The organism is Chryseobacterium glaciei, assembly GCF_001648155.1.
Lineage (GTDB): Bacteria > Bacteroidota > Bacteroidia > Flavobacteriales > Weeksellaceae > Chryseobacterium > Chryseobacterium glaciei.
In genome coordinates this window covers 73,681-98,303 of the sequence record NZ_CP015199.1, presented here as the reverse complement: position 1 = coordinate 98,303, position 24,623 = coordinate 73,681, and the positions used below count along the sequence as shown (strand labels likewise).

Here is a 24,623-nt window from a genome sequence, read left to right as displayed (position 1 = left end):
AAGATGTTTTTAAAAACCATGAAAATTTTAAAAATAAATAACCCTGTCAAACAGCTTATATATAAAATTTAGTTACAAACATCCAATTTAGTTTTTTTTTATAATCCATTGCCCTGCTTCTTGGGTAGGGCAATTTTTTAAGTTTAAATTTTTTATAGTTTAAAATAATATAGATGAAAAATATCATAACACTGATACTATTTACATTACTATTTTCCTGTACCGATAACGATACATTAGAGGTATATGATAAAGCTCAAAAACCTGCGGAAGTCAATATTAAAGGATTTTCTAAACCGGATATTCTTCAATTAAGACTTAACGGATCACCGATATCTATTAACGGAAAATTTTCTTACAGCGATAAAATAGAAACACAGCTTCAGTTTGTGCTGGATAAAGGCGAAACTGATGAATTGGCAATCTACAATAATGAAACAGGCGCTCAAATAGCGAAATACAATATAAATTACAACAATGCAGGAGATTATAAAAATCTGAGCTTCTTTAATCTTCCCGGAATTTTCCTTAAAACTTATGCCGTTAAACCTCAAGTTAATCTAGGAAAAGTAGGTTTTGAGTTTATTTTCCCGAATTTGGGAGAATTCTCAGGCTCTTCTTTAAATGATGTTAAAGGCGTTCTGAAAAGGGAAAACGGAGTAGTTCTGGCAGAATTTGAAAATATCGGAAAAGATAATTTTACCGCTGTGAAAATCTATAATTTTTTCAGCACAACGGCTCCGGTGTATTTGGAATTATACAAACCCGGAACGACAGAACCTTACGCAGGTTCCGGACTTATTCAGGTGAAAGTAAAACAGGATATTGGCGCCAATATGATTGTCCTTCAGGAAAAAATGGAGAACGGAGTATTGGTCGTAAAAGGTGATATAGACGTAGCAGATTATCTATAAAACGATGAAAAAAATCAAGAGTTTTTTACAATTTCGTGTATTGCTTATTTTAGTAATAGGCATCAGTTTTGTATCGTGCAGAGACGCAGATGAAGGAATTCCCGATTTTCCGGAAGGCAGCACGGAATATAAAAATGTCTGGGTTCAGGACAGCATGAAACGCTATTATTATTGGGCAGATCAGATGCCTGCAAAACCGGATTACCATCTTTCTGTCAAAGACTTTTTTCAGAGTTTACTGTCGCCGCAGGATCGTTTTTCCTATATTGTTGATACACAGGATTCTTCTACCTATCCGCGTTCTATCCGCAATATGTACGGTTTTGACTATGCTATTTTACAGTTGGGAAATGGCGACGTAGTGACGGTCATAAAACTCGTTCTTAATAATTCACCTGCCATGAATGCTGGATTAAAAAGAGGAATGATGATCAAAAAAATCAACGGAACACTGATCACAGCTTCTAATGCGGAGCAGTTAACCTCATCAATTCCTAATCAGACCGTTTTTGAATTGACCGTTGGAGACTGGCAAAATAATACAATTGTTAATGAAAAAAATATAACCGTTTATTACGGATATTCCTTTGAACAGTCGGTGATGTCTAAAATTTTTGAAGAAAACGGTAAAAAGACCGGATATCTTTACATTTACGACTTTCCGGATGGGATGACACAGACTTTGAATCAAAAGTTTATCGAATTTAAAGCTGCAGGAGTACAGGAATTAATTCTTGATCTTCGGTACAATTATGGTGGTTCGGTTTCGTCTGCGGCAGCGCTTTGTTCGCTGATTCCGTCGGGGATAACAGCCAATTCACAATTTATTACCTATAAAGGAAATAAAAACGGGGGCGAAGTAAAAAGAACATTTGCACAACAAATTGCATACGATCCCAATGCACTTGATTTTAATACGCTTCACGCCAATGCATTAGGTTTGAATAAAGTTTATATTCTTACTTCAAACAACACAGCTTCGGCTTCGGAAATTGTTATTAATAATTTAAAACCTTATCTGCAAGTGACTCAGATTGGCCAGGTTACATTAGGAAAAGACATGGCAGGTTTTGCCATTGAAGATAAACGAAAACCTAAAAAGGTCACATGGCAGATTCATCCTGTTATTTATAAAGTTTTCAATGCCAATGGGGAAGGAGGTTACAGCAACGGAATTTCTCCGCAAATTATGGTAAATGAATACATAGCCTTGCCGCTTTTGCCGTTGGGTGATTCTAATGAAACCCTGCTTTCATCGGCTTTAAATAAAATTTATTCAAAATCAGCAATATATAAATCAACTTCGGATCAAAACGGAGAAGTTTTATTTGAAAGTGATAAACCATTTGTTGATGTTAGAAGATAAATAGACCCGTTGTGCATTTAGTAAAGAATAAAAAAAATCATTTGGTTAAATAAATCTTATATTTAATTGACTACCAATCTATTAAAGAAGTGGATGATCTTATTCAAAATTATTTTAAAAGAATTGACAAAATCTTGTGGTCATATCAAATCTATAAAACAAATTAGAATTCCAAAACTTTTTGACCTGGAGCTTGTTGTCTTTAACATCACCGCAGAATATATGTCAATAAATTCTGAATTAAAGCTGTTTAGATGTATTCCTGGAGCTGGTTTGGATGATAAAATTGAACAAAGTGTTTATAATAAAAGGAAAAGAAATCTTTTTTTATTGAACGAATACGAGAAACCTAACGAGGTAGTTCGACGCAGTCAATTGAAACTACAATCTCTCAATTGGGAGGACAATTTTCAATCAATCTCAATTTTGCTAAAATGTTTCTAGGCTTAGTAGCAAGAATTGCTTCTAAAATTACTTCTTTTACAATGATTCAGTAGATAAAGTTTTTTGTCTTTAAAAGAAGTCTAAACAAAACAAAAATTAGCTTAACCTAAATGCACAACAGGTTTTATTTGTATAACATTGAAAATCATTACAATGAGTAGTACTACAGACAATAATAGTCCATATAATGATAATTATTTAAGTAAAACTGATGTATATTAAAGTAATAAGTGAGAGTCCCGCTCTTCTCAAATTGAATAACTTCAAAAGCCTTTAAATAATACTATTTAAAGGCTTTTTGTATTAAAAATATAATTAAAAATTGTAAAATTTTAACTGGGGGAAAAGCAATTCGGTGAGTAGTAAAATAGTATTCTCACCGAATCTAATAATAAAAAAACTTGTTTATCAATTATTCATATTAGCAAATACTCTTTGTTGTAGGGTTAAATTTTTTCGCTAATATTTTTTCAACCATTTATATAGTGTAGTTTTAGGTATTTTGTATTCACTTATTATTTGTTGTTTTGATTTTTCGTTAGTCCTTAATAGGCCTAGGATGAAGTCTATAATTTCAACTGAATATATATTTTTTCTAAATTCAGGGAGCTCTGTTTTCTGATTCTTTGTCTCATTATAAGTAACAGAAGATGGAGGAGAGTATAATAAAAGATGTTGTGAATACATCCTAAAGAAATCATATTTTAATAATTTACTCCACTTTAGAAGTATTTCTGAATCCAGAGAGGCACTATTATACATTTTTTCTAGATCTTCTTCGTCGCATTGTAAAAAATTGATGATTCTTTCTACCGAAAAATCTGTTTCACTGACTCTTGTTTGTACTAATTTGCCGATATGAATATTCTTAAAAATCATATTTGAGAAAATAAAATGATGATGGTCATTATCGAGTAAATATGAAGTTTCAGAAAACACGAGATTAATTTTAATTCTTCTTTTTGTCTCTTCATTTTATACAGGGCAGTATTACCCTGTATAACTAATTTTCGACTTATTTGTGTGTTTAGAATCTTCAAATTTTTTTACCCAATATTTATAAAATTTGACTCGGCAATATTACATTAGAAGATCAGGTTTTTGCAAATTATCACGTATGACACGGGTGTTACATGTTTGTAATGTGTTGATAGGTAGTTTTTTATTTGTTATTGTGTTTGTTTGTATGGATTTTAGCTTTTTTGTTTTTTATTAAGAATTTAAAAACAGGAAAGTTCAATTTTAAGCTTTTATTTTTAGAAAATACAAAAAATAGGGCTTTACTTATATGTGACACAACCTCCTTACTTATTATTTATAGAAAAGAATAATCATTTATTGTTATTTGATTGAGAAAGCGTATTGTTTTTAGATAGAAAAAAATGCTCAAAAATGTTAAAAACTCAAAATGTCATATCTGTGTAATATGTATTTAAACGAATTTATAACATGTAAATTTTTATTATTGCCCCCAAAATAAATCAATCATGATTTTTTGAAATATGTAAACATAATTTTGAATTATTTAATCTAGATATAATGATAATATTGTTAATTTAGTATGATAATTTCAATTTCAATTACTATTTAGGAATATTTTACTTTTATATTTATAAATAATTAACACAAAATGAAACTTTTTATTTTATTTTTTTCCATTCTATTGTCTGGACAACAAATTTCGACCAAATATATTGACTTAGAGTTCGATAAGACCGAAATTTTAGCCAGAGAAGGTAAGTACGATGAGTACATTAAAAAAAACATGCTCTTACTGAAAGAGTCTAAAACAATCAGCTATTCTAAAGGAATTGCAGTAGGATATCTAAATCTCTCTAACGGTTATTCATACGCAAAGAATTACAAAAAAGGGATGGAATTTTTAAAACTGGCAGAAAATACCGAATATGCTCAGAATAATTCCGACTTTCAGATTTTAGTTAAAAATACGTTGGGCTTTAACTATTTTAATATGGGACTTTATCAGGAAGCGATCTCTGAGTTTAAAGAAATCACCATATTGTCTGACGAAGTTCCGATTGATTCAGTAAGAATATATCATAAATCTTATGCTTTTTGCGAAATAGGAACGGTATATAAAACTAGAAATCAATTAGATTCATCCAGATTCTACATCCAGAAAGGAACTGATATTTTACGACATGAAAAAAAATTGACGCCCAAATTAAAGGCCATGTTATTATGGTATACTCTGGCGTTAATAGAAATTGATATTGAAGAAAAAAGATTTGATTCTGCAGAAATGAAGCTTAAACCATTGGAAGCTCAATCAATAAAGGTACTTGGGAACAGCAATTTTAAATTATATAAAATAAAAGGCTTAATTAATGAACATAAAAAGGAGTATGATTCGGCCATCCTTAATTATCATAAGGCTATCCAATTATCTAAAAAAGGTAAAAATGTTATACAGGTGCGATGGCTCTATGACGCTGTTTCCAAAGTTTATAAACAGGCCGGCGATGAAAATTCTGCCAGAGAATATCACCAAAAATATACTTTGATTACCGACAGTTTAATAAATGTTAAACAACCCGAAATTGAAAATACAGTAAAAGAACTAGTCACAAAAAAGGAAAACAAAATAAAAGAAAAAAATAAATTTTTACTCTACAGTATCTGGGTTGGAATTTTAGGCTTGGTTATTTTTATCTTTTTAGTCGTAAAAAGAATGCGCAAAAAAAACAGAATTTTAGATGTAAAAGTACAGGAGACAAAAGAATTAAGTCAAAAACTGAACGTTGCTTTTGATGAAGTGGTACAATTAGCTAAAAACAATGATCCTGAGTTCCTTACAAGATTTCAGGAAGTTTATCCTGAGTTTTTCCCAAAACTGTTAGAAATTGAACCTCAGCTCATCAATACAGAATTAAAGTTCTGTGCATTATTATTTCTGAATTTTTCTGCTAAAGATATAGCTGCTTACACATTTGTACAGCCTCAATCTATACAAACCAGAAAAAACAGATTGAGAAAAAAGTTGAATATTTCTTCCGATGAAGATATTTATATCTGGATGAAAAACATCAATAATAAATAACATCTTACTTTCAGTAGTTTTATGAGTTATCGCTTAGTTTTAAATGTTTGATAATGAGAGTTTTAAAATATATCTATTACAGATTTTTATACGTCGTGATAGGTATTACATAACTATCTCATTCAGTTTTTTCTTGATTGTCATAGCTAAGTAAGGTGTGTTTTCTTTGAAGGAAAGAGCAGAAAGAGCAAATTTGCAGTGTCAAAAAATAGTAACAAGATGATTATTTCTTGGATTAATTTTTTCAATAAAATGTCAAATAGGGATAAAGACAATTTAGGCAAAATCAAAATCAGATTTTAAAATTAAGTAAGTTCTAAAAAACACATGATGCAAAAAATAGGATCTCCAGATTACAAAAAAATCTACAACGATATTATAGCAAGAAAGTATCCGGAAAAAAGAGAACAATGTAATCCGATATTGAGCAAGCAGGAATTATCATTTTTAGATATTATAAAACTTAATTCCTTATTATTTGATGTTAAAAATAAAGAAATTTCTTTATCCAATCAGAGACATAAATCTTATGATATCTCAGCAATTCACGAAATTTTGGAATATCAGATTAAAAATAAACTTAATAATTCTCAATTATCAATACATTTTCAACTAAGCCGAAATACGATCGCTAAGTGGAAGAAACTATTTTATCCAATACTCTGATAATTCATTCAATCAAAAACACAAATTAAACACAATTATAAATCTTACAAATGAAAAGAAAATGTTTCACTGTTGCTGTTGCCATAGCATCAGTAATGATCAATGCACAGACTGGGCTTGTGGGTGTAAACACAAGTGCTCCTACAAATACATTAGATGTAAATGGTAATACAAGAGTAAGAACGATTATTCCTGTAGCAGGATCAACAGCTGTTACTCCTGTGTATTCTGATACTAATGGGGTTTTGGTAAAAGCATCTCCTTCTGCTGTTTATGGGGAACTTACTTCAAATTCGGTTACTGTCGCAAGTGGTGCTACCGGAACATTAATTACCGGGGTAGCTCAAGGTATTTATAAAGTGATTGTTATTGATTCAGATGGATGTGTTTATGTTGCTGTTGCTGAGTATCTTATGATTAATTATTCTTTTAATGGAAGTTTTACTATTAGGGGAGTTACAGGACTTCTTAGTCCTAGTGCTACTAAAGGGCCTACTTTTGGAGAACCAAATAAAAATACTACAACTACTACTTGGACAGGCAAGCCAGTCTGTCAAGATGGAGGTGATAGTACTGCTCTTAATTATACACTAACAATGCCGTCTGCTGGGACAATAAATGTTACGAATAACGGGAATGTCAGTAGAAGCTATAGAGTAACTCTAACAAGATTAGAATAAATATACTTCGCAATTTTATATGAATTAATTTTTATCCTTCAAAAAGATTATTATAAAATCGTTATTAATTCTCGCTTGGCGCTTCATTTAAATTAAGCAGAAATACTATAGCAAAGTAGAAAAAACTATTTTATCTAATATTATAACAATTCATTCAATCAAAAACACAAATTAAACACAATTATAAATCTTACAAATGAAAAAAAAATGTTTCACTGTTGCTGTTGCGATAGCATCAGTAATGATCAATGCACAGACCGGACTGGTAGGTGTAAACACAAGCACTCCTACAAACACATTAGACGTTAATGGAACAGCTAGGGTAAGAAATCTTCTTCCCAATACTTTTAATTCCAGTGTAGATAAAATAGTAGTTGCAGATGCCAATGGTGCATTAAAATCTGTACCAGCAAATGCTATTTCATCTAATTCTTATGAAGTTCTGTTTGATCTTACTCCAATTACAGACGTCGGTATTAGCGACAGTAATCCTAATGGAGATGATGCCAGAACACCGGGTATGATCCAAAGCCAGACAATTACTCTTACAAAAGATGCTTTGGTACAGATTAATTTTGCTGTTCCTATCTGGGATGTCTTTAAATATGGTACTGGTGTTGCTCCTACAGATGGAGGTTCCAAAATGTTGAGAACACATTTGGTGGTTGATAATATAATTGTAGTAAAATCTACAAATATATACACCAATTCTTCTGTAGGTACCGGAACAGGCACCAGTGCAGAAGCTCTTAAAGGTATTTTCTTTAATACAGGCAGTGCTTTTGTAAAACTGACTGCCGGAACTCACACCATTAAACTGGAGGGTACTTGTAACCCATACATCACATGTCGACAAGGTGGAGGAGGCCAGGGAACGAAGTTCCAGGCCGTGGCTTTATACTAGAAAATTTTTTTGCAAAAAATATTTTAAACTAATTATTAATTTTTAAATTTCAATTTACGATGAAAAAAACTATTTTGGCAGGTATGTTACTTGCAACATTCGGTACTTCAATGATGAGCGCAAACACAGTAAAATTTGCAGAACCAGAAGAAGCAAACTTCTTTTGTTATAAAATATCTTATGTAACAGAGAAAGAAGGATCTTGTACAGTTACCTATAAAGTAACAACAAAATACTTTCTTTGCTGTGCAATAAGCAGTTCAAAAGCAGTTTATTCAAAAAGCTGTCCTACAACTCCTTCAAATCCAACAGGAGGTACTGGCGGACAAAACTAAAATTTGAAAAGATTTCCTCTTCAGGTAAGAATTCTGAAGGGGTTTCTTTCTGTATATCAATCTCATATTCTTGAAAAAAATGATAAAGAATATAAGATTGTTTTTTTAAGCAAAAACAGATATAATATCAAATATGACACGGATATTACATTTGAATATTTAGCGTAATTCAATATTTATATTGTCTTTTTTTACTTATCAAAATATAATAATATTGCAGCTTATTTAATTAAATTTTGGTGCGTTTTTTTTGCTGTAACACCTATGTAATAGATTTTTTTTTTGAGGGGAAAATGAAAATTAAGAGTTTTGTGGCAGCATAAGTAAGATAATAATCTCCCTCTCAGATTTGTGTCAAATAGCTGTAAAAATCAAATTATATAACAAGCACAATGATTAATAACTTACTTCTAAAATTAATCAAAGACACAAGCTTTTGTTATTAAAATACAATATCTCCTTATAAAACCCTTATCAAAATGAAAAAAAATTATTTTCTCTTACTCGCCCTTATGATTGGCGGAGCCACATATTCGCAGGTGGGTATAAATACAGCAACACCTAATGCTACGTTTGATGTGACGGCAATTCCGTCAGATCTGAGCAAAACCGATGGATTTATCGCACCAAGATTGAAAGGCACAGAACTAAAAGCAAAAGATGCAAATTATACCTTGCTGCAAACAGGAGCAATCGTCTATGTTACCGAAATATTAGCGCCAACCGACACAACTGCCAAAACGATAAATGTAACAGCATTAGGCTATTTCTATTTTGATGGAAATATCTGGCAAAAAATGACAGTAGATTTAAGGGTTGTAGGTAGTAGCCATATTACACAAGATGCCGGAATTGGCAGTAATGGAACAAGTGTAGGTACAGGTACAAACAATATCGCTTTGGGTAAGGATGTTTTAAAATCGAATACTACCGGAAAAGACAATATTGGTATTGGTAGCTCTGCGCTTCAATCAAATACAAGTGGAAATGGTAATTTGGTAATTAATACAGAATCTAGTGATGGAAGTGGTGGTAAAAATACAACAGGAAGTTACAATATAGTGTTGGGAGGTTCTGCTCTCGCAGAAAATACAGATGGGGAATATAACCTGGCAATAGGAGGTGCTGCACTTAATTCTAATACTACAGGAAATTACAATACGGCAATAGGTGGAATCTGGACGCTGGGACAAAATACTACAGGAATTTTAAATGTTGCGGTGGGTGCAGAAGCATTAACAAGTCAGATTATTGGAACTGGAAATGTTGGTATAGGTTCTAATGCACTTGGAAATTTTGTTGGTGATACTAATAGTTTGGGTAATATCGGATTAGGTTACAATTCTGGTAATAACCTAAGATCAGGTAGCGATAATATTCTGATAGGAAGAAATGCAGTCGCAAAAGTTTCACAAACCGGATCAAATCAACTAAATATTGGCAACTGGATTTTTGGAGATAATGGTAAGATAGGCTTAGGTACAGCCTTCATTCCCACAAATACTTTACATATTAAAGGAGGGACTACAGACCCTGTCCGTTTCGAAGGCTTGAAAACAGGTACAGCAACAGATAAAATCGTAGTAGCTGACGCAACAGGTGTTTTAAAAACCGTAACTACCGCTTCACTTTCTGCAACGGATTTTGATTTTAGCTCGCTTCCATCATATAATAATGATTCTTTAGCGGCAGCCGGTGGTTTGGCATCAGGCAAGCTATATAAAACGACAACTGGAGAAATTAGGATTAAATTATAGTCTGTAAGAGAATTGGTGCCTTTTACGTTTGGCTTTCTAAAAAATACATAAAAAATATTGGTAATAATATATAGTTTAAGAGCAAAATCAATAATTTTTACATACAGTTCATTTAAGTATATTGTTACCTAAAAAATTAATAAAATAAATCAGAGATTATGTATGCAATTAATCATGTATTTCACGAAAAGATATTCGGCTTTCACCGTTTTCAGACAAATCTGTTTGGGGATTAGGATTTATAGATTATCCACTTTTGAATTTTGTGTTTGAGTTAATGTACGGAATATTCTGTTGGTGGTATTTCAAAGGAAGCAAAGCGTTGCTGATAGTCATTATGGTATTTAACATTACAGATTTACCAATGATGCTAGGTCATGACGATGCACTGAAACCTTTTGAACAATATCCATTTATTCTCCCTTCCTTATTTTTCAAATTTTAATTATATGTATTTTGTATTGCGATATAGTAGAAAACTAAAATGAAGTGTATAATGATTTCTGTTAGTTAGTAAAGAACAGATATTTTTAAACAAAAGCCAGCTCATCATTAAAAATGAACTGGCTTTATTTGTTTTATAATCTACCTTTTTGATCTACCATCCTAAATAATAATCAGGGCTCAACCAAATCGGGCGATGCATTCCAAAATGTTCCTGAAGCATTTTCTCGGCTTCACAGAAAGCACCTTCCACCCAGCCTTGCTGATCAGAATAAGCTTCTCCGATAATATGAATTTGCTCATCAGATACAGGTTTTCTCATGTAAGGCATCACATTTTCAACCGAATATCCGGCTTTCCATGCGTGATATCCTGCGCCGAAGGGTTCATCTGTCCAATCTTTAAAATAGGTTACGTAAGGATCTGGGATCGTAATATCCGGACCGTGAAGTTCTCTAAGTTGATTCATTAATTCATCCACCATTAATTGAGTAGCCTGAACATCATCCAGTTGATGAAGTTCTTTCAATGATGCAGATTTAGCGGGTTTTACTTCAAAAAGTAGCTTGTCATCAGTTAATGCTTTCCAGAAAGTCTCGGTTTCCATATCTCCGTAACTTCCCAACAGCATTGAGTTATTGGTCTCAGGATCTGTTCCGAAATAATAACATTGTCTCATTGGTAAATCGGTAATAGAATGCCCGGAATCAATTTTTAATTCTTTCCACCAAGGGTATTGGAAGCCCATTAAAATTTTAAACGCAGGTTCCATAATCACCGAACGGATATTTTTATTGATCACTGAATTTTCATTAATATCAAAAAAGAAATTATTCTGATCCAAAAGCTCAAGAGATTTTCTAGGCATGGCAAGAATTAGCTTATTTGCATAAACATTCCATGTTGTGTTGGTTTTCAGATTGAGAAAAGTCAGTTGATATTTATGAGTATCTTTTAAAGAATGATCTTTGGTGAATGTAAGTAGCTTATTTTCAGACCAAATACAGGCTCCATCATGATCCATATAAGAATTGGCGACTGCATACGCAATGCTGTCATAACCTTCTTCTATGGTTTTGTAAATTGTTCCTGCAGAAAAATCTCCAACCATATAAGGAAAGGCTTCCGCTGAGTTCCAATTGATTGTATTTGAGTAATATCCGCCCGCATTGGCTACAAATTCGTATCCTTCCTGCGAAACTTGATCTTTAATTAAATTCCAAAATCCTAAATCATTTACTTTACGCTGATCGTAAGGAGAATTAGGGAAATTATAGACCAATTTAGGTTTGATATCATCCCAGTCTTTGCTTGTTAATTTAAAGCTGTAATCGTAGATCGTATCACCTTTAATGATCTTATCTCCGTATTTTTTAGCTACCCAAGGATCTGCCATTAAAACATCATAAATAATCTTGTTAAAAAGCTGATCTGAACTGAAACCATAATCATCATCATTCAAATAATATCTGGTTTCCAGTTTTTTACCTTCTTTTTGAGCCACATCCCAAGCATCTTGTTTGAAACGTTCTTTTCGAAGATACATTAATAATTTTGTAGGATCGCCCATCGGAAATGGGACGGACGTCATTTTATCTTTCAAAACGGGAATACGCTTATCTGGATTTGCTTCAGAAAGGGGATAACCTTCAATTAATGTTGTTACAATTTCCTGAGAGGTCAGGTAACGCATACCTCCCAATTCGCCCCAGAAATTCATTCCGGGCATAACTACAGATTCCAGTCTTCCGCCAAGCTTATTATTCATATCGAAAATCTGTACTTGGTCGGCAGTGAATTTTTTATCCGTTACTAAACGGTACGCGGTGTATAAACCGGAAGTTCCGGCACCGATAATAGCGACTTCAATTTTTAAATCAGGATGCATTCCTGGATTTAATGGGGTGTTTTTATTCATGGTGTAATAGTTTTAAATGGCTTTAAAGAATTTACGTCCTAATTGGAAATGAGAAATATCGAAATCCGTATGTCCATCTAAGGCAAGATCAGACATGATTTTACCTAAAAATGGAGTGAATTTTGCGGCCCATCCGGTGGCGTAAACCACAATGTTTTTATAATTGGGAACGTACTTTGGGGCAAAATCAATCAACAATTCTTTGTTGGGTATCGTACTCAAAGCAATAAGACATGTTGAAGTATATTCAGGTTCTGTACTTAGGCCTGTCATGTGCTCTTTTATCCATTCAGAAGTGTAGGCAAGTTCTTGTGGATTTGGAATTAAAGTTCTGTCACTAGGCTCTTCTAAAGGATTGATAACAAAATCTGGCGCCACACGAATATATTCCGGATGATCCCAAGAGACTGATGGGAAACCATAAAATTCATTCCCATTTTTTCCTACAGGATTCTGGAAAACAAACCATGTCGGATATTGTATGCTAGGGTCAGTTTTTTTGAAATAAGCGGAAGACATATTCCAATACGTGGCTTCTATTTTAAAATCTAACAAGTTGATTACGCTGTTGATGTACGGCCCTGGAATAATCGCCAGCTTTTTAGCAATATAAATTCCGTTCGGAGTAGTGATTTCAAAAAGTTCACCATTTTGTTTGATTTCAAGTACAGGGGAATCCTCTCTCAATTCAACTGTTTCTTCTTTTTTACATAAACTTAAAAGCGTTTCAATCGTCGCTTTAAAATTGATGCTGGCACCATCCGGCTGAAATAATCCCGTATAATTTTCAGGTAAATTTCTAAAATGATATTGATCTTCAATTTCCTTTGCGGTTAGGGTAGTGTAAGGAACATTTAAAGCTTTTAAGGCTTTTTCAGCTTCAGCTATATTTCCTTCGGTGGAATGTACTTCAGGATCTCCAAACCAAAGTGTACCCACTTTGTCAAGCAATGAAGTTTCAGTTTCTTTTTGTAGCTCATCCCAATAAGGCTGTGCATCTAAAGCCATCTGCACCATATATTCGTCAGGATAGGGGATTCGGAATTGGCGCGATACTCCTGCTGAACTTCCAAGTTGATTCACAAAAGTAAACTGCTCAAGAACCAACGTCTTTGCCTTGCGTTTGCCGAGATGGTAGGCCGTTGCAAGACCTATTGCTCCTCCGCCAATAACAATTACGTCGTAGTTTTCAGTATTCATGGTTATTTGTTTTTAGGTTTTATGCTGTTTTTGAAACAAGTAAAGAAGACAATATTTCAAAGATTAAATCTAAATCCTCATGTGCAGGGATTTTCAAGCACATTATTGTTGTCTTTACTATGTATTTCAAAGTAACAAAGAAGGCAGAAAATGTGGTAGAGTAGAAATAATGAATTACAGCTTTAAGTAGAAATACTTAATGAAGTTCGATAGAAAGAGCGCATGAGAGAAGATGCAAAAGGAAAATGCTTTTTGTTGGTAAATCGCAAAGGTTTTTGATCTCCATATTGCTTTTAAGGCGCAAGAAAATCGAAGATTTTCAGAAAACGTTAAGTATAAACAGTACAAATTTTATCGCAGATAAAATCCTTGTGCCTTACAACAGTGTTTTAGTTATAATTTGCGCCTTTGCGATTTACCAACCGAATCAATTTTAAATAAGTTTACTCCAATTGATGATCAAATTTTCTAAGAGTTTGAATAGTAGGCAAGGGGTTTAAAGTGATTTTCTTCTTGCTTTATTAAGATCGCCCAATTCTTCTCGTACTTGCACAAAAGGATGCTGTTTTTGCTGCGAATAGGTAAGAATTTCGGCAAAAACTGAAACAATTAAAACTATATTTTTCATAGCTTTAAGATACATGAAATTATTTCATCATTTTATGCTTTCTGAAAACATCTGTTAATGAAAGTTTATCTTTACTGTAAACCAATTTTGTTTTGGGAACAGAATTTTTATCTTCTTCTGTTCTCCAAAACAGACTGTTTTTTAGATCTGGAATCTGTGCATCCGGTAAACATTGTTTAAGGATTGGAAGTAAAACCTCGATATCATGGTCATAATAAACCCTTTTTATTTCGTAAGGATTGTTGTTATGATTAAAAATGGAGCAAATGATTTTATTAATAAATCCCTTTTGGGGTTCATATTGTACAGGATTAGTGAAAAACATAAAAATCTTATATTTCCGTGTAGGATATTCATGAAAGATTATAATGTCGTCAAAAGATTTACTATCAATCTTCTCCAACATAAAATTATTTTCAATGACTAAATAATTATTCTTACAATAAACAGCACTAATATCCATAGCATCAATATACTAAGAAAATATATTCTAGTATACTGTTATGAAATAAAATATTATTTAATTAAGATCATAATTAGCGATTACTAAACCTAAAATGAAATGAACATAATCCTGATCTGCATCTTTTCTGTTGATCAGTTTGTTTTTATAATCGTAAGAATTTAATACATTTATCAATTTCTGGTAAGTTTCAAAATTATCATCTTTAATTTTCACCCTTAAATTCCCGTCTCTGGTTTCGATGAGTTCATTCTCCAAAGTCCTGATTTTAAACAAAGCATGACATAATTTTGGAGCGAAACGCATCTTTCCGACATACCTTTCGACTACATTTACCTTGAATGACTCGAATACGATTGTATTGAAAACAATATTAGAGTTAGGTTCCTGCGTATTGAGCTCAAGTTTATAATTCATTAATTTATTTTTTACAAATTTAGGTAGAAGTAAAAAAAAAACAAAATAAAATATCTAATTTAAATAATTGAAAATTTGTATGGGCTTTAGGATAAACAAAAATTACTCTTTAAAATCACAATAAAAACATTGGATTATAGAATCATATATATATAATTTGTATTAAATCAATAAAATCCAGAAATAACATAAAATTTTATATTCACTTTTTATCAGTACAAAGGCAATAATTTCGACATCAAAGAGTTTTTATTCCAAGTTGATATTTATCTTTGCAGTGAAATATCCTAGAATAGGCCTATTAATGAGAAAAAATGACTGTTTTTTAGTTCTTTTTTGTTCAATTAATTTCCTATTTCATCTATTTAATTAACATCAATAAACTTTATTAATATTAAAAAAATTCTACTACATTAAATAATAAACTGAATGCAAACATCTTTTTTTAAAATCGCGGCTGCTTCGGCTGCGCTCTGTTTCAGTACTTTAGCTGTAGCCCAGCAGAAATACTCGGTAAGCGGAACTGTAAAAGACCAAAAAAACGGCGAATTACTGATCGGAGTGACCGTAAAAGTAGCGGAAGATCCATCGATCAATGTGGTGGCCAATGAATACGGATTCTATTCTTTATCCCTGCCGGAGGGTGATTACAGAATGATCATTTCTTATCCGGGTTACAAAGATTTTGAACAGAATATAAAAGTTGATCAAAATATTAAATTGGATCTTCCTTTATTTCAGGAAGAAAAACAGGAAAGAACAGCAAATATCGATGAGGTTATTATTTCCGGGGTTAAAAAAGATAAAAACCTTTCGACCGCTCAAATGGGTACGGAAACGTTGAGCATCAAAAATATAGAAAAACTGCCGGTCTTATTTGGTGAAAAAGATGTGATGAAGACAATCCAGCTTTTACCGGGAATTAAAAGTAACGGTGAAGGAAGCAGCGGATTTAGTGTAAGAGGAGGTGCAACCGATCAGAATTTAATATTGTTGGATGAAGCACCTGTTTATAACGCTTCACACTTACTTGGATTTTTCAGTACTTTCAACAGTGATGCACTAAAAGATGCAAGTATCATCAAAGGAAACAGCCCTGCACAGTATGGCGGACGTCTTTCTTCCGTGATGGATGTTAAAATGAAGGACGGAAATAATAAAGATTACAACGTCAACGGAGGAATCGGTTTAATAAGCAGCAGATTGAGCGTTGAAGGCCCGATTCAAAAGGAAAAATCATCATTCATTGTTTCTGGAAGAAGAACGTACGCTGATTTATTTTTGAAATCAACCGACGATTTTAAAGACAGCAAACTGTATTTTTATGATCTTAATTTAAAAGCAAATTATCAGGTTAACGAAAATAACCGTCTTTATTTATCAGGATATTTTGGAAGAGATGTCTTGGGATTAGGCGATACTTTTTCAACAGATTGGGGAAATACGACGGCAACACTTCGTTGGAATAGTATTATTAATAGTAAATTATTCTCCAACACGTCTTTAATTTACAGCAACTACAATTATAAAGTAAGTTTAAAAAGCAACGACAATACATTCGGACTAGATTCTCAGATCGAAGACTGGAATCTTAAACAGGATTTCACATGGTTTGCAGGGAATAAACATTCGGTGCGTTTTGGTTTACAGTCTATCTATCATACGATTACACCAAGCAGTGCTTCGGGGACAAGTGTGAGCAGTTTTCCTAGAAATCCTAGATCTTCATGGGAAAATGCAGTCTATATCAATGATGATTTTAAAGCAACCGAAAAACTGACCGTTAATTATGGGTTAAGACTTTCCGGTTTCAGTGTTTTAGGAGGTGATACGTTTAATAGTTATGAAAACGGAGTTCTCACAGACAGCAGGTTTTTAGAAAAAGGAAAATTCGGGAAAACATATGTAAATCTTGAACCGCGTATTACGGCAAACTACCGTATTAATGAGTTGAGTAGTGTAAAAGGAGGGTATTCCAGAAACACACAGAATTTACATTTGTTGAGTAACAGCAGCAGTGGAAATCCTACAGATCAATGGATTGGAAGTAGTTACAGCGTAAAACCTGAAATTGCAGATCAGGTAAGTTTAGGCTATAGCAGAAATTTCAATAACAATAATTATGAGATTAATGCTGAGGTTTATTACAAATCAATGCAAAATCAGATCGACTTTAAAAATGGGGCTCAAATCTCATTTGATACCGCTGCAGACGTTGAAAGTGAGTTACTTTTCGGTAAAGGAAGAGCTTATGGTTTAGAATTAATTGCTAAAAAGAAAAGCGGTAAACTGACAGGCTGGATTTCCTATACTTTATCAAAAACAGAAAGAAAAATAGACGGCATCAACGATAATGAATGGTACAACGCCAGAATGGATAAAACCCACGATCTTTCCATCGTTGCAACCTATGAGTTGAGTAAAAAATGGTCACTTTCAGGATTATTCCTTTACAGCACAGGAAATGCGGTGACTTTCCCAACCGGAAAATATGAGTTGAACGGACAAACAATTTTCCAGTACAGCAACCGAAATGCAGACAGAATGCCTGCCTATCACAGAATGGATCTGAGCGCAACCTATGAGCCGGAATCTACAAAACGTTTCAAAGGCTCTTGGTCATTCGGAATTTATAATGTGTACGGTCGCGAAAATGCCTACACGATTACTTTTGAAGATAATCCGAACAATCCGGGAACAACCCGCGCTATGCAGACTTCGTTATTCCGTTGGGTACCAAACATCACTTACAATTTCAAATTTTAAATCATGAAGAATACATTTTTTATCATATTATCCCTGTTTTTATTAACGTCTTGCGAAAAAGAAATCGATTTAGACCTTGATAACAAAGGCGGAAACATCGTCATAGAAGCTAATATAACCAATCAGCCCGGCCCTTATTTTGTGAGAATAACAAAATCTGTGGCTTTTACAGAAAACAATCAATATCCTGCAGTTACCAATGCTCAGGTTGTTTTAAGCGATAATACAGGTCAGACCGAAACATTGCAATATGTTAGCGACGGAAAATATAAAACCACAGCTTTCAGCGGAGTAATGGGAAGAACTTATACATTGAAAATTCAGGCAGAAGGAAAAGAATATACGGCTCAAAGTACGATGCCTCAGGAAGTAAGTTTTGATGGATTAACGCAGGATTCTTTTGTGTTTGGAGGGACAACAACATACACACTTTTACCTGTTTTCACTGATCCTCAGGCATTAGGAAATCGTTATTTATTTAATTTTACAGTTAATGACAAACCTAAAAAGACATTCGAAGTTTTTTCAGATAATGTAAATAACGGATTGCCGAATCAGCGTCCTTTGTTTCTTCCCAACGATGATGGTGATGAACCGGATGATGTTTTAGTTGTGGCAGGAGATACCATTCATGTTGAAATGCAGAGTATCGACAATAATATTTTCACGTATTACAGCGCTCTTCTTCAGATTTCTGGAGATGGTGGCCCTGGTGGAGGTGTTACACCTTCCAATCCGCCAAGCAATATTAATAACGGAGCTTTAGGATATTTTTCAGCACATACGGTTAGTAAGAGAAGTATTGTGATTGAATAGAAAATATTTTTATTGAAAAAAAAATAATGAAATCCTGACGAAAGTTGGGATTTTTTATTGAACTTGTTTAAACCACAAAAGGCACAAAAGACTGAACATGTTACTTATTTAAGTTCATGATGAACTGCAAACAAGAACACATAAGTTTTTAAAAATCTTTGATTTTTATCTTTTGAGGGCTTTTGTTTTTAAAACGGCTAAATTTTAAAAAGTTCAATCATAGCTTTTGTATCTTTTGTGGTTTAAATAAAAAATTTAAACTGGCTTATTTTAATCTGAATTAAAAGCTCTAAAACAAAAAATGCCTCCAAATTAATGAAGGCAATTTCTTTTATAATGTTTTTAAAATCTTAGCGGCATTTTCATTTTTAGGATTTATTTCCAATACTTTTTGATAATTCTGTTTGGCTTTTTCCTTTTGTCCGGCTCCCAGATAGGCTTCTCCTAGACTGTCGTACACATTTTCGCTTTTAGGATAAAGTAGAGTATTCACTCGGAAAACATCGATGGCTTTGTTGGGTTGCTTTTGTTGAAGAAGAGCGTAGCCAACTCCATTTAAATAACCTTCGGAAATCAGATTATGATTGGCATCTTCAGTTTTTGCTTTTTTATATAATTGTAAACCTTTATCAAAATTACCTTCCAAAATAAGCTCTAAAGGCGTCTTTTCATTAGCACTCATTTGTGGATTTTTAGATCTTATGGTCTTGTCCCCCAGAATTTGTATCAATTCCCTCTTTCCGGTTTTACTATTTTTTATAAATTTAAATTGAAAATCCCAATCCCGAATTGCAAAAGTGTCTTCACCTACTTTAATAAGTTCTGTTGGAGCTTCCGTATTATTGATGGCCATTAGCTTTCCATTCTCCTGATAAACTTTATAAAAACCATACTTGTCAGATTTGTAGCGACCAATATTATTGCTAAAATCTTTTTCGGTAGTAGGTAGGATTTTATTAATTGAATTCACGTAATTCGGCCACTGATAAACGTTTGCAACCGATCGGATAAGTTCTTCAATAAATGCAGGTTTGTTGGTATTCGTTAAAACTACAATTCCGTCACCGCTGGTTTTATTTCCTATAGATTTGCTGGAAAAACCCTCATTCCAACCACCGTGCGTGAAGTAGACCTTACCATTTCTATTTTCCAGAAAAATACCTAATCCCATGTATGGATCAATAAACGGAGTTGTAAATTCCTCGGCTGTTTTTTTAGAAATAACTGTCTGGCTTTTATTGCTCAGCGTGTTTTGAACATCAATCACAAACTTTGCATAATCTTCTGCAGTTGTCCACAAACCTGCCGCAGCTAATTCTGGATAAACATGGTATTTCCCTTGAACTTTAATTCCGTTTTCATTATAAGCCGTAGCTGCAAACTGAGCTTGAGCTTCCGATAAGGGTTGAGAGAAAGTACTGTTTTTCATATTTAGAGGTGAAAGTACTTTTTCAGTCAATATTGAGGCGAAATCTTTTCCTTCGAGGTCTATCAACATTTGTTGCAACACACAATATCCACCGCCGGCATAACGAAAAGGTGTTCCTGGAAGTTTATTGACAATAACTGCCTGAGAATTGGCGGGACTTTGTCCATTCAAAACCTGAACTAATGTCGGAATAGGTTGGCCAACTTCGTAACCCGCAAATCCGCTCACACTAAAACCTGCAGTGTGACTGACAATATTTTTGAGACTTACCTTCTTTTGTTTTGTGAATTCATTTTCAGGAACTTTCCATGATTTTAGATAAGAATTTACATCTGCATTTGGATCGAGTTTCCCCATTTCCACTTCTTTTAGCATAGCATAAGCACTTACTGGTTTACTCATAGATGCCGCCTGAAATAGCGTGTTGGAATTCACAGGAGTTTTAGATTCTACATCTGCAAATCCGTATGTTTTGCTCCAGATCACTTTAGAATTTTTAATGACAGCGATGCTCACTCCGGGAACATTGTAATATTTCATTCGGGATTCTAAAGTCCAGAGAGGTTCACCTTCAAACCGAACAACAGGCATCAATCCTGATTCTACTTTAGATATTTCATTTTTTAATTGAGAGTCTGTTTGTGCCGAAAAAGGGGTTGCCATCATTCCGAAAACGAGAGCAATGTAAAAAGGAGTTTTAGCCTTCATTTTAGTTTTTAATTTGATGGGCTAAAAATAGATAAGTTTTATGAATATCAGATAAAATGTTTTCTGTGTTATTTCAATAATTGATAATTATTTACTGTTGTGTAAGTTATATTTTGGAAATTAAAAATAATAAAGTGAATTATAAGAGATAAAATACATTCATGAATAAATTGATATAACTTAAAATGAAAAATTTCAACAAACTTTGCATAAAAATTAGCATTATTAAAAATTAGATATTAAAAAAAGATTAACACAACTTTAACTTCTGTTATCAATTTTCCCGACATCTATATCCGTACAGAAAGCCGTACTTTGCAATATAATAAAAGAACGATAAAATGGGGTTATTTGATATGTTTACGCAGGAGATCGCAATGGATCTTGGAACCGCTAATACACTAATCATACATAATAACAAGATTGTTATTGATCAACCCTCCATTGTCGCTATAGACAGAACAACAGGAAAGCCCATTGCAGTTGGCGAACAAGCCAAATTAATGCAAGGGAAAACCCACGAAAATATTAAAACAATCCGTCCCTTAAAAGATGGAGTTATTGCCGATTTTCACGCTTCGGAACATATGATCAAGGAATTCATCAAACAAATTCCGGGAATCAGAGGCAGGTTTATTCAGCCTGCACTTAGAATTGTTATTTGTATTCCTTCCGGAATCACCGAAGTTGAAAAAAGAGCCGTTAAAGACTCTGCATTGAAGGTAAATGCCAAGGAAGTAAAGTTGATCTATGAACCAATGGCAGCCGCTATTGGAGCTGGAATTGACGTACAGAGTCCTGAAGGAAATATGATTGTTGATATAGGTGGGGGAACTACCGAAATCGCTGTTGTTGCGCTTGGAGGAATTGTTTGTGACAAATCTTTAAAAATTGCTGGTGATGTATTTACCAATGATATTTCTTACTTTTTAAGATCATATCATAACTTATATATTGGAGAGCGAACTGCCGAAAGAATAAAAATTGAAATAGGTTCTGCACTGGAGGAACTGGATTATCCTTTAGAAGACATTCCTGTACAGGGAAGAGATTTGATTACGGGTAAGCCAAAAGAGATCATGATCAATTATAAAGAGATTTTCAAAGCTTTGGATAAATCTATCATGAGAATTGAAGATGCTGTGATGGAAACGCTTTCTCTTACTCCACCCGAATTGGCTGCAGATATCTACAAAACAGGTATTTATCTTGCCGGAGGAGGTGCTTTATTAAACGGATTGGCAGACAGATTACACAAAAAAACAGGACTGCCTGTATGTGTTGCTGAAGATCCTTTAAGAGCAGTTGTTCGTGGAACAGGAATCGCGCTTAAAAATATCAATAAGTTTAGATTTTTAATGAGCAGTTAATTTTTTAAGAACTTATTTTCGATTTGCACTGTTTTTATTTGATTATTAACAGGCATTGATGCGACATTAAAGGTTTATTTTTAATTATAAAAACTTATATACCCTGACTAAAACAGTTGGGGTTTGTATCTATATCTCTCCTAGCTTAGTGAAATCGAAGATTCGACGTAGTCAAACGCCTTCGCGAACTTAAAAACAGTTAGTAGTCAAAGAAAACCTTGCGCTCTTTGCGTTAAAAAACCTCAAAGAGAATGATTTTAAGCATATTTTCAAGAAATTCAATTATTATTTAATGCATAATTAATTTTAAACTGATATTTTTACAGTGAATTAGTTGATGGGAATTTAGAGGCCAAGAATTATTTTAATGAATATAAAAATGATCAAAAAACCTTTACACAATTTCCATATTCCTGTGATGGGATTAGCGTATACGATAGACAGTCCTATCCGTGTCGCACAATACGGAATTTCTTCCGTTGTTTCTATAATTGATGATGAAATTATAGAGAAAATGAAAAACTTTTATAATGAAAAATTCAATTTGAATTATTCAAGTATTTCAACAAAAATAGACGACTACCGTGCCAAAAGAATTACTGCTTATCTGGACATGGTGGATGATATCGTCAATGAAAAGTTTGATGCTTTCAAAGAAGAAATTGCGAAAAACAAAACCGCTTTGATGAACTTTGTGGATATGCTTCCTAACACATCAGAGCTGAAAAACGGGTTGCAAAATCTTCTGAATCAAAAGGAAAGTTTTACATCTTCAATTAAACATTTTATTGAAAAAAATCTTGCTCCCGGGAGTATAGATGTCAATATCATGACGAAAGTTGATAAAGATAACTTCAAAAAAAATGAGCAATTACCTGTAATTTATAATGATGCTCATGCTTCTTTGCGTGGTTTTGCCAACAGTAAATTATCTTCCTCAGTGGTACTTTCCGCAGGGATGAATCCTCGTTTATACAGTTATATCGAAGAATTTGACGATTTTTTTCCTGATGAAAATGGTTTTTTAAAAAAGAAAATTATCCTGAAAGTGAGTGATTTCCGTTCTGCGATGATTCAAGGGAATTTTTTGGCTAAAAAAGGACTTTGGGTTTCTGAGTACAGAATAGAATCCGGTTTGAATTGTGGCGGTCACGCTTTTGCTACCGAAGGTTTGTTGCTTGGCCCAATCATGGAAGAATTCAAACAAAAGAAAAACGAACTGATCGATTCTGCACATTCATTAATGCTCAATGCTTTACAACAAAAAGGGAAAATTACCGTTTCTGAGCCTTTAGAAATGAAAATCACCGTTCAGGGTGGAGTAGGAACTTCAGAGGAACATGATTTTTTAATGAAAACCTATAACGTAAATAGTGTGGGTTGGGGCTCACCATTTTTACTGGTTCCGGAAGCAACTTCAGTGGATGATGAAACAAGAAAATTACTTTTAAAATCTAAAGAAAACGATTTTTATTTAAGTAATCTTTCGCCTTTGGGAGTGCCTTTTAATACTGTGAGAGGAACGTCCAACGAAATTTTTAGACAAAACAAAAATAATAAAAACCGTTACGGAAGTTCGTGTCCTAAAAAATTATTGGCTCTGAGTAAAGAGTTTTCATCAGAAGGAATTTGTACAGCATCAAAAAAGTATCAAGATATTAAACTTGAAAATTTACAAGCCGAAAAACAAGAGATAACGCCGGAACAATTCCAAAAAAGAAAAGAAGAAATCATAGAAAAAGCATGTTTATGTGTCGGATTGGTGAATGCTGCTTATATGGAACAAAAGCTAGAAATAAAAGGAGAAAAACAAGGTGTCGTGATTTGTCCGGGGCCTAATCTTGCTTTTTTCGATAAAGAAGTTTCTCTTTCGCAGATGGTACAGCATATTTACGGAAATACCAATATTCTTCCCGACAATAATCGCCCGAATATGTTCATTAACGAACTAAAAATGTATGTCGATCACTTAAAAAAAGAGATTGCCGATTTCTCAGGAACAGTTACCAAATCACAGGATAAGAAATGGAAAACCTTTAAAGAAAATCTTTTTGAGGGAATTTCATATTATGAAAATCTGTTTAGTCAATCAAATTTCTTTCAATCAGAATTAAATACAATTAATGATCAGCTTCAACAATATAAAATGATGCTTTCAGGAATTGAACTTCCAATATTTGAAAAGTAATAATGAAATTTTTTGTGAACTTTGCTAAGTCAAACGCCTTTGCGAACTTAAAAATCAGCAGAATCATTGGTTAAAAAAACTTTGCGGACTTTGCGTTAAAAAAAAATAATTAATAAGCAAAACCTTCAAATTTTAATTTGAAGGTTTTT

At 33.2% G+C, this 24,623-nt stretch carries 18 protein-coding genes and 1 pseudogene; 13 read left to right on the top strand and 6 right to left on the bottom strand.

The features are described 5' to 3' along the window. Window positions 1-173 precede the first annotated feature (173 nt). From A0O34_RS00375 to A0O34_RS00330, 9 genes and pseudogenes are all read left to right on the top strand, one after another. The gene (locus A0O34_RS00375) at window positions 174-914 is read left to right on the top strand and encodes a hypothetical protein (protein ID WP_066750005.1); all 741 of its coding nucleotides are present in this window, start codon (window positions 174-176) and stop codon (window positions 912-914) included. A 4-nt stretch (window positions 915-918) separates the two neighbouring features. Beyond that, the gene (locus A0O34_RS00370) at window positions 919-2,280 is read left to right on the top strand and encodes a S41 family peptidase (RefSeq protein WP_157885924.1); all 1,362 of its coding nucleotides are present in this window, start codon (window positions 919-921) and stop codon (window positions 2,278-2,280) included. Window positions 2,281-2,373: 93 nt separating this feature from the next. Beyond that, window positions 2,374-2,777 (top strand): annotated as a pseudogene (locus tag A0O34_RS22770) (hypothetical protein). Window positions 2,778-4,354: 1,577 nt separating this feature from the next. Next, window positions 4,355-5,785 carry a helix-turn-helix transcriptional regulator gene (locus A0O34_RS00355; protein WP_066749999.1) on the top strand — a complete coding sequence of 477 codons (1,431 nt, stop codon included), beginning with the start codon at window positions 4,355-4,357 and terminating at the stop codon, window positions 5,783-5,785. Window positions 5,786-6,112: 327 nt separating this feature from the next. Beyond that, the gene (locus A0O34_RS00350) at window positions 6,113-6,451 is read left to right on the top strand and encodes a helix-turn-helix domain-containing protein (RefSeq protein WP_335617687.1); all 339 of its coding nucleotides are present in this window, start codon (window positions 6,113-6,115) and stop codon (window positions 6,449-6,451) included. 50 nt (window positions 6,452-6,501) lie between these two features. After that, window positions 6,502-7,131, top strand: a complete 630-nt coding sequence (locus A0O34_RS00345) for a hypothetical protein (RefSeq protein ID WP_066749997.1) — start codon at window positions 6,502-6,504, stop codon at window positions 7,129-7,131. A 196-nt stretch (window positions 7,132-7,327) separates the two neighbouring features. Next, window positions 7,328-8,035, top strand: a complete 708-nt coding sequence (locus A0O34_RS00340; protein WP_066749995.1) for a hypothetical protein — start codon at window positions 7,328-7,330, stop codon at window positions 8,033-8,035. Window positions 8,036-8,094: 59 nt separating this feature from the next. Continuing rightward, window positions 8,095-8,370 (top strand): hypothetical protein, encoded by a 276-nt coding sequence (locus A0O34_RS00335; protein ID WP_066749993.1) that lies wholly within the window; start codon window positions 8,095-8,097, stop codon window positions 8,368-8,370. A 479-nt stretch (window positions 8,371-8,849) separates the two neighbouring features. After that, a complete protein-coding gene (locus A0O34_RS00330) occupies window positions 8,850-10,127 on the top strand; it encodes an autotransporter outer membrane beta-barrel domain-containing protein (protein WP_157885922.1) in 1,278 nt (425 codons plus the stop codon). Window positions 10,128-10,725: 598 nt separating this feature from the next. Here A0O34_RS00330 and A0O34_RS00325 read toward each other — a convergent pair. The 5 genes from A0O34_RS00325 to A0O34_RS00310 form a co-directional block, all read right to left on the bottom strand. Beyond that, window positions 10,726-12,489: a flavin monoamine oxidase family protein gene (locus A0O34_RS00325; protein WP_066749989.1), complete on the bottom strand. Its 1,764-nt coding sequence runs from the start codon at window positions 12,487-12,489 to the stop codon at window positions 10,726-10,728. A gap of 12 nt (window positions 12,490-12,501) precedes the next feature. Next, window positions 12,502-13,689 carry an FAD-dependent oxidoreductase gene (locus A0O34_RS00320; protein WP_066749986.1) on the bottom strand — a complete coding sequence of 396 codons (1,188 nt, stop codon included), beginning with the start codon at window positions 13,687-13,689 and terminating at the stop codon, window positions 12,502-12,504. A gap of 496 nt (window positions 13,690-14,185) precedes the next feature. Continuing rightward, window positions 14,186-14,317 (bottom strand): hypothetical protein, encoded by a 132-nt coding sequence (locus A0O34_RS22730; RefSeq protein ID WP_257737074.1) that lies wholly within the window; start codon window positions 14,315-14,317, stop codon window positions 14,186-14,188. A 19-nt stretch (window positions 14,318-14,336) separates the two neighbouring features. After that, complete coding sequence (locus tag A0O34_RS00315) at window positions 14,337-14,723, bottom strand: hypothetical protein (RefSeq protein WP_157885921.1); 387 nt, start codon at window positions 14,721-14,723, stop codon at window positions 14,337-14,339. Between the two features lie 114 nt (window positions 14,724-14,837). Beyond that, on the bottom strand, window positions 14,838-15,197 hold the full coding sequence (locus A0O34_RS00310; RefSeq protein ID WP_066749980.1) for a prevent-host-death protein: 360 nt from the start codon (window positions 15,195-15,197) through the stop codon (window positions 14,838-14,840). Between the two features lie 429 nt (window positions 15,198-15,626). Between A0O34_RS00310 and A0O34_RS00305 the strand changes: the two genes are divergently transcribed. Both A0O34_RS00305 and A0O34_RS00300 read left to right on the top strand, forming a co-directional pair. Further along, the gene (locus A0O34_RS00305) at window positions 15,627-17,963 is read left to right on the top strand and encodes a TonB-dependent receptor (RefSeq protein ID WP_066749977.1); all 2,337 of its coding nucleotides are present in this window, start codon (window positions 15,627-15,629) and stop codon (window positions 17,961-17,963) included. Between the two features lie 3 nt (window positions 17,964-17,966). After that, window positions 17,967-18,779 carry a DUF4249 domain-containing protein gene (locus A0O34_RS00300; protein ID WP_066749975.1) on the top strand — a complete coding sequence of 271 codons (813 nt, stop codon included), beginning with the start codon at window positions 17,967-17,969 and terminating at the stop codon, window positions 18,777-18,779. A gap of 331 nt (window positions 18,780-19,110) precedes the next feature. Here A0O34_RS00300 and A0O34_RS00295 read toward each other — a convergent pair whose 3' ends face one another. Further along, window positions 19,111-20,916: a serine hydrolase domain-containing protein gene (locus A0O34_RS00295; RefSeq protein WP_066749973.1), complete on the bottom strand. Its 1,806-nt coding sequence runs from the start codon at window positions 20,914-20,916 to the stop codon at window positions 19,111-19,113. Between the two features lie 341 nt (window positions 20,917-21,257). Here A0O34_RS00295 and A0O34_RS00290 point away from each other — a divergent pair, with 341 nt between their 5' ends. Both A0O34_RS00290 and A0O34_RS00285 read left to right on the top strand, forming a co-directional pair. Beyond that, the gene (locus tag A0O34_RS00290; protein WP_066749971.1) at window positions 21,258-22,286 is read left to right on the top strand and encodes a rod shape-determining protein; all 1,029 of its coding nucleotides are present in this window, start codon (window positions 21,258-21,260) and stop codon (window positions 22,284-22,286) included. A 379-nt stretch (window positions 22,287-22,665) separates the two neighbouring features. Beyond that, window positions 22,666-24,474 carry a hypothetical protein gene (locus tag A0O34_RS00285; RefSeq protein ID WP_066749969.1) on the top strand — a complete coding sequence of 603 codons (1,809 nt, stop codon included), beginning with the start codon at window positions 22,666-22,668 and terminating at the stop codon, window positions 24,472-24,474. The last annotated feature ends 149 nt before the right edge of the window (window positions 24,475-24,623 follow it).

What these genes read in the sequence shown, in the direction of transcription:
- A0O34_RS00375 (WP_066750005.1), top strand. Translation starts at nt 174, where the DNA reads ATGAAAAATATCATAACACTGATACTATTTACATTACTATTTTCCTGT.
- A0O34_RS00370 (WP_157885924.1), top strand. Translation starts at nt 919, where the DNA reads ATGAAAAAAATCAAGAGTTTTTTACAATTTCGTGTATTGCTTATTTTA.
- A0O34_RS00355 (WP_066749999.1), top strand. Translation starts at nt 4,355, where the DNA reads ATGAAACTTTTTATTTTATTTTTTTCCATTCTATTGTCTGGACAACAA.
- A0O34_RS00350 (WP_335617687.1), top strand. Translation starts at nt 6,113, where the DNA reads ATGATGCAAAAAATAGGATCTCCAGATTACAAAAAAATCTACAACGAT.
- A0O34_RS00345 (WP_066749997.1), top strand. Translation starts at nt 6,502, where the DNA reads ATGAAAAGAAAATGTTTCACTGTTGCTGTTGCCATAGCATCAGTAATG.
- A0O34_RS00340 (WP_066749995.1), top strand. Translation starts at nt 7,328, where the DNA reads ATGAAAAAAAAATGTTTCACTGTTGCTGTTGCGATAGCATCAGTAATG.
- A0O34_RS00335 (WP_066749993.1), top strand. Translation starts at nt 8,095, where the DNA reads ATGAAAAAAACTATTTTGGCAGGTATGTTACTTGCAACATTCGGTACT.
- A0O34_RS00330 (WP_157885922.1), top strand. Translation starts at nt 8,850, where the DNA reads ATGAAAAAAAATTATTTTCTCTTACTCGCCCTTATGATTGGCGGAGCC.
- A0O34_RS00325 (WP_066749989.1), bottom strand. Translation starts at nt 12,489, where the DNA reads ATGAATAAAAACACCCCATTAAATCCAGGAATGCATCCTGATTTAAAA.
- A0O34_RS00320 (WP_066749986.1), bottom strand. Translation starts at nt 13,689, where the DNA reads ATGAATACTGAAAACTACGACGTAATTGTTATTGGCGGAGGAGCAATA.
- A0O34_RS22730 (WP_257737074.1), bottom strand. Translation starts at nt 14,317, where the DNA reads ATGAAAAATATAGTTTTAATTGTTTCAGTTTTTGCCGAAATTCTTACC.
- A0O34_RS00315 (WP_157885921.1), bottom strand. Translation starts at nt 14,723, where the DNA reads ATGTTGGAGAAGATTGATAGTAAATCTTTTGACGACATTATAATCTTT.
- A0O34_RS00310 (WP_066749980.1), bottom strand. Translation starts at nt 15,197, where the DNA reads ATGAATTATAAACTTGAGCTCAATACGCAGGAACCTAACTCTAATATT.
- A0O34_RS00305 (WP_066749977.1), top strand. Translation starts at nt 15,627, where the DNA reads ATGCAAACATCTTTTTTTAAAATCGCGGCTGCTTCGGCTGCGCTCTGT.
- A0O34_RS00300 (WP_066749975.1), top strand. Translation starts at nt 17,967, where the DNA reads ATGAAGAATACATTTTTTATCATATTATCCCTGTTTTTATTAACGTCT.
- A0O34_RS00295 (WP_066749973.1), bottom strand. Translation starts at nt 20,916, where the DNA reads ATGAAGGCTAAAACTCCTTTTTACATTGCTCTCGTTTTCGGAATGATG.
- A0O34_RS00290 (WP_066749971.1), top strand. Translation starts at nt 21,258, where the DNA reads ATGGGGTTATTTGATATGTTTACGCAGGAGATCGCAATGGATCTTGGA.
- A0O34_RS00285 (WP_066749969.1), top strand. Translation starts at nt 22,666, where the DNA reads ATGATCAAAAAACCTTTACACAATTTCCATATTCCTGTGATGGGATTA.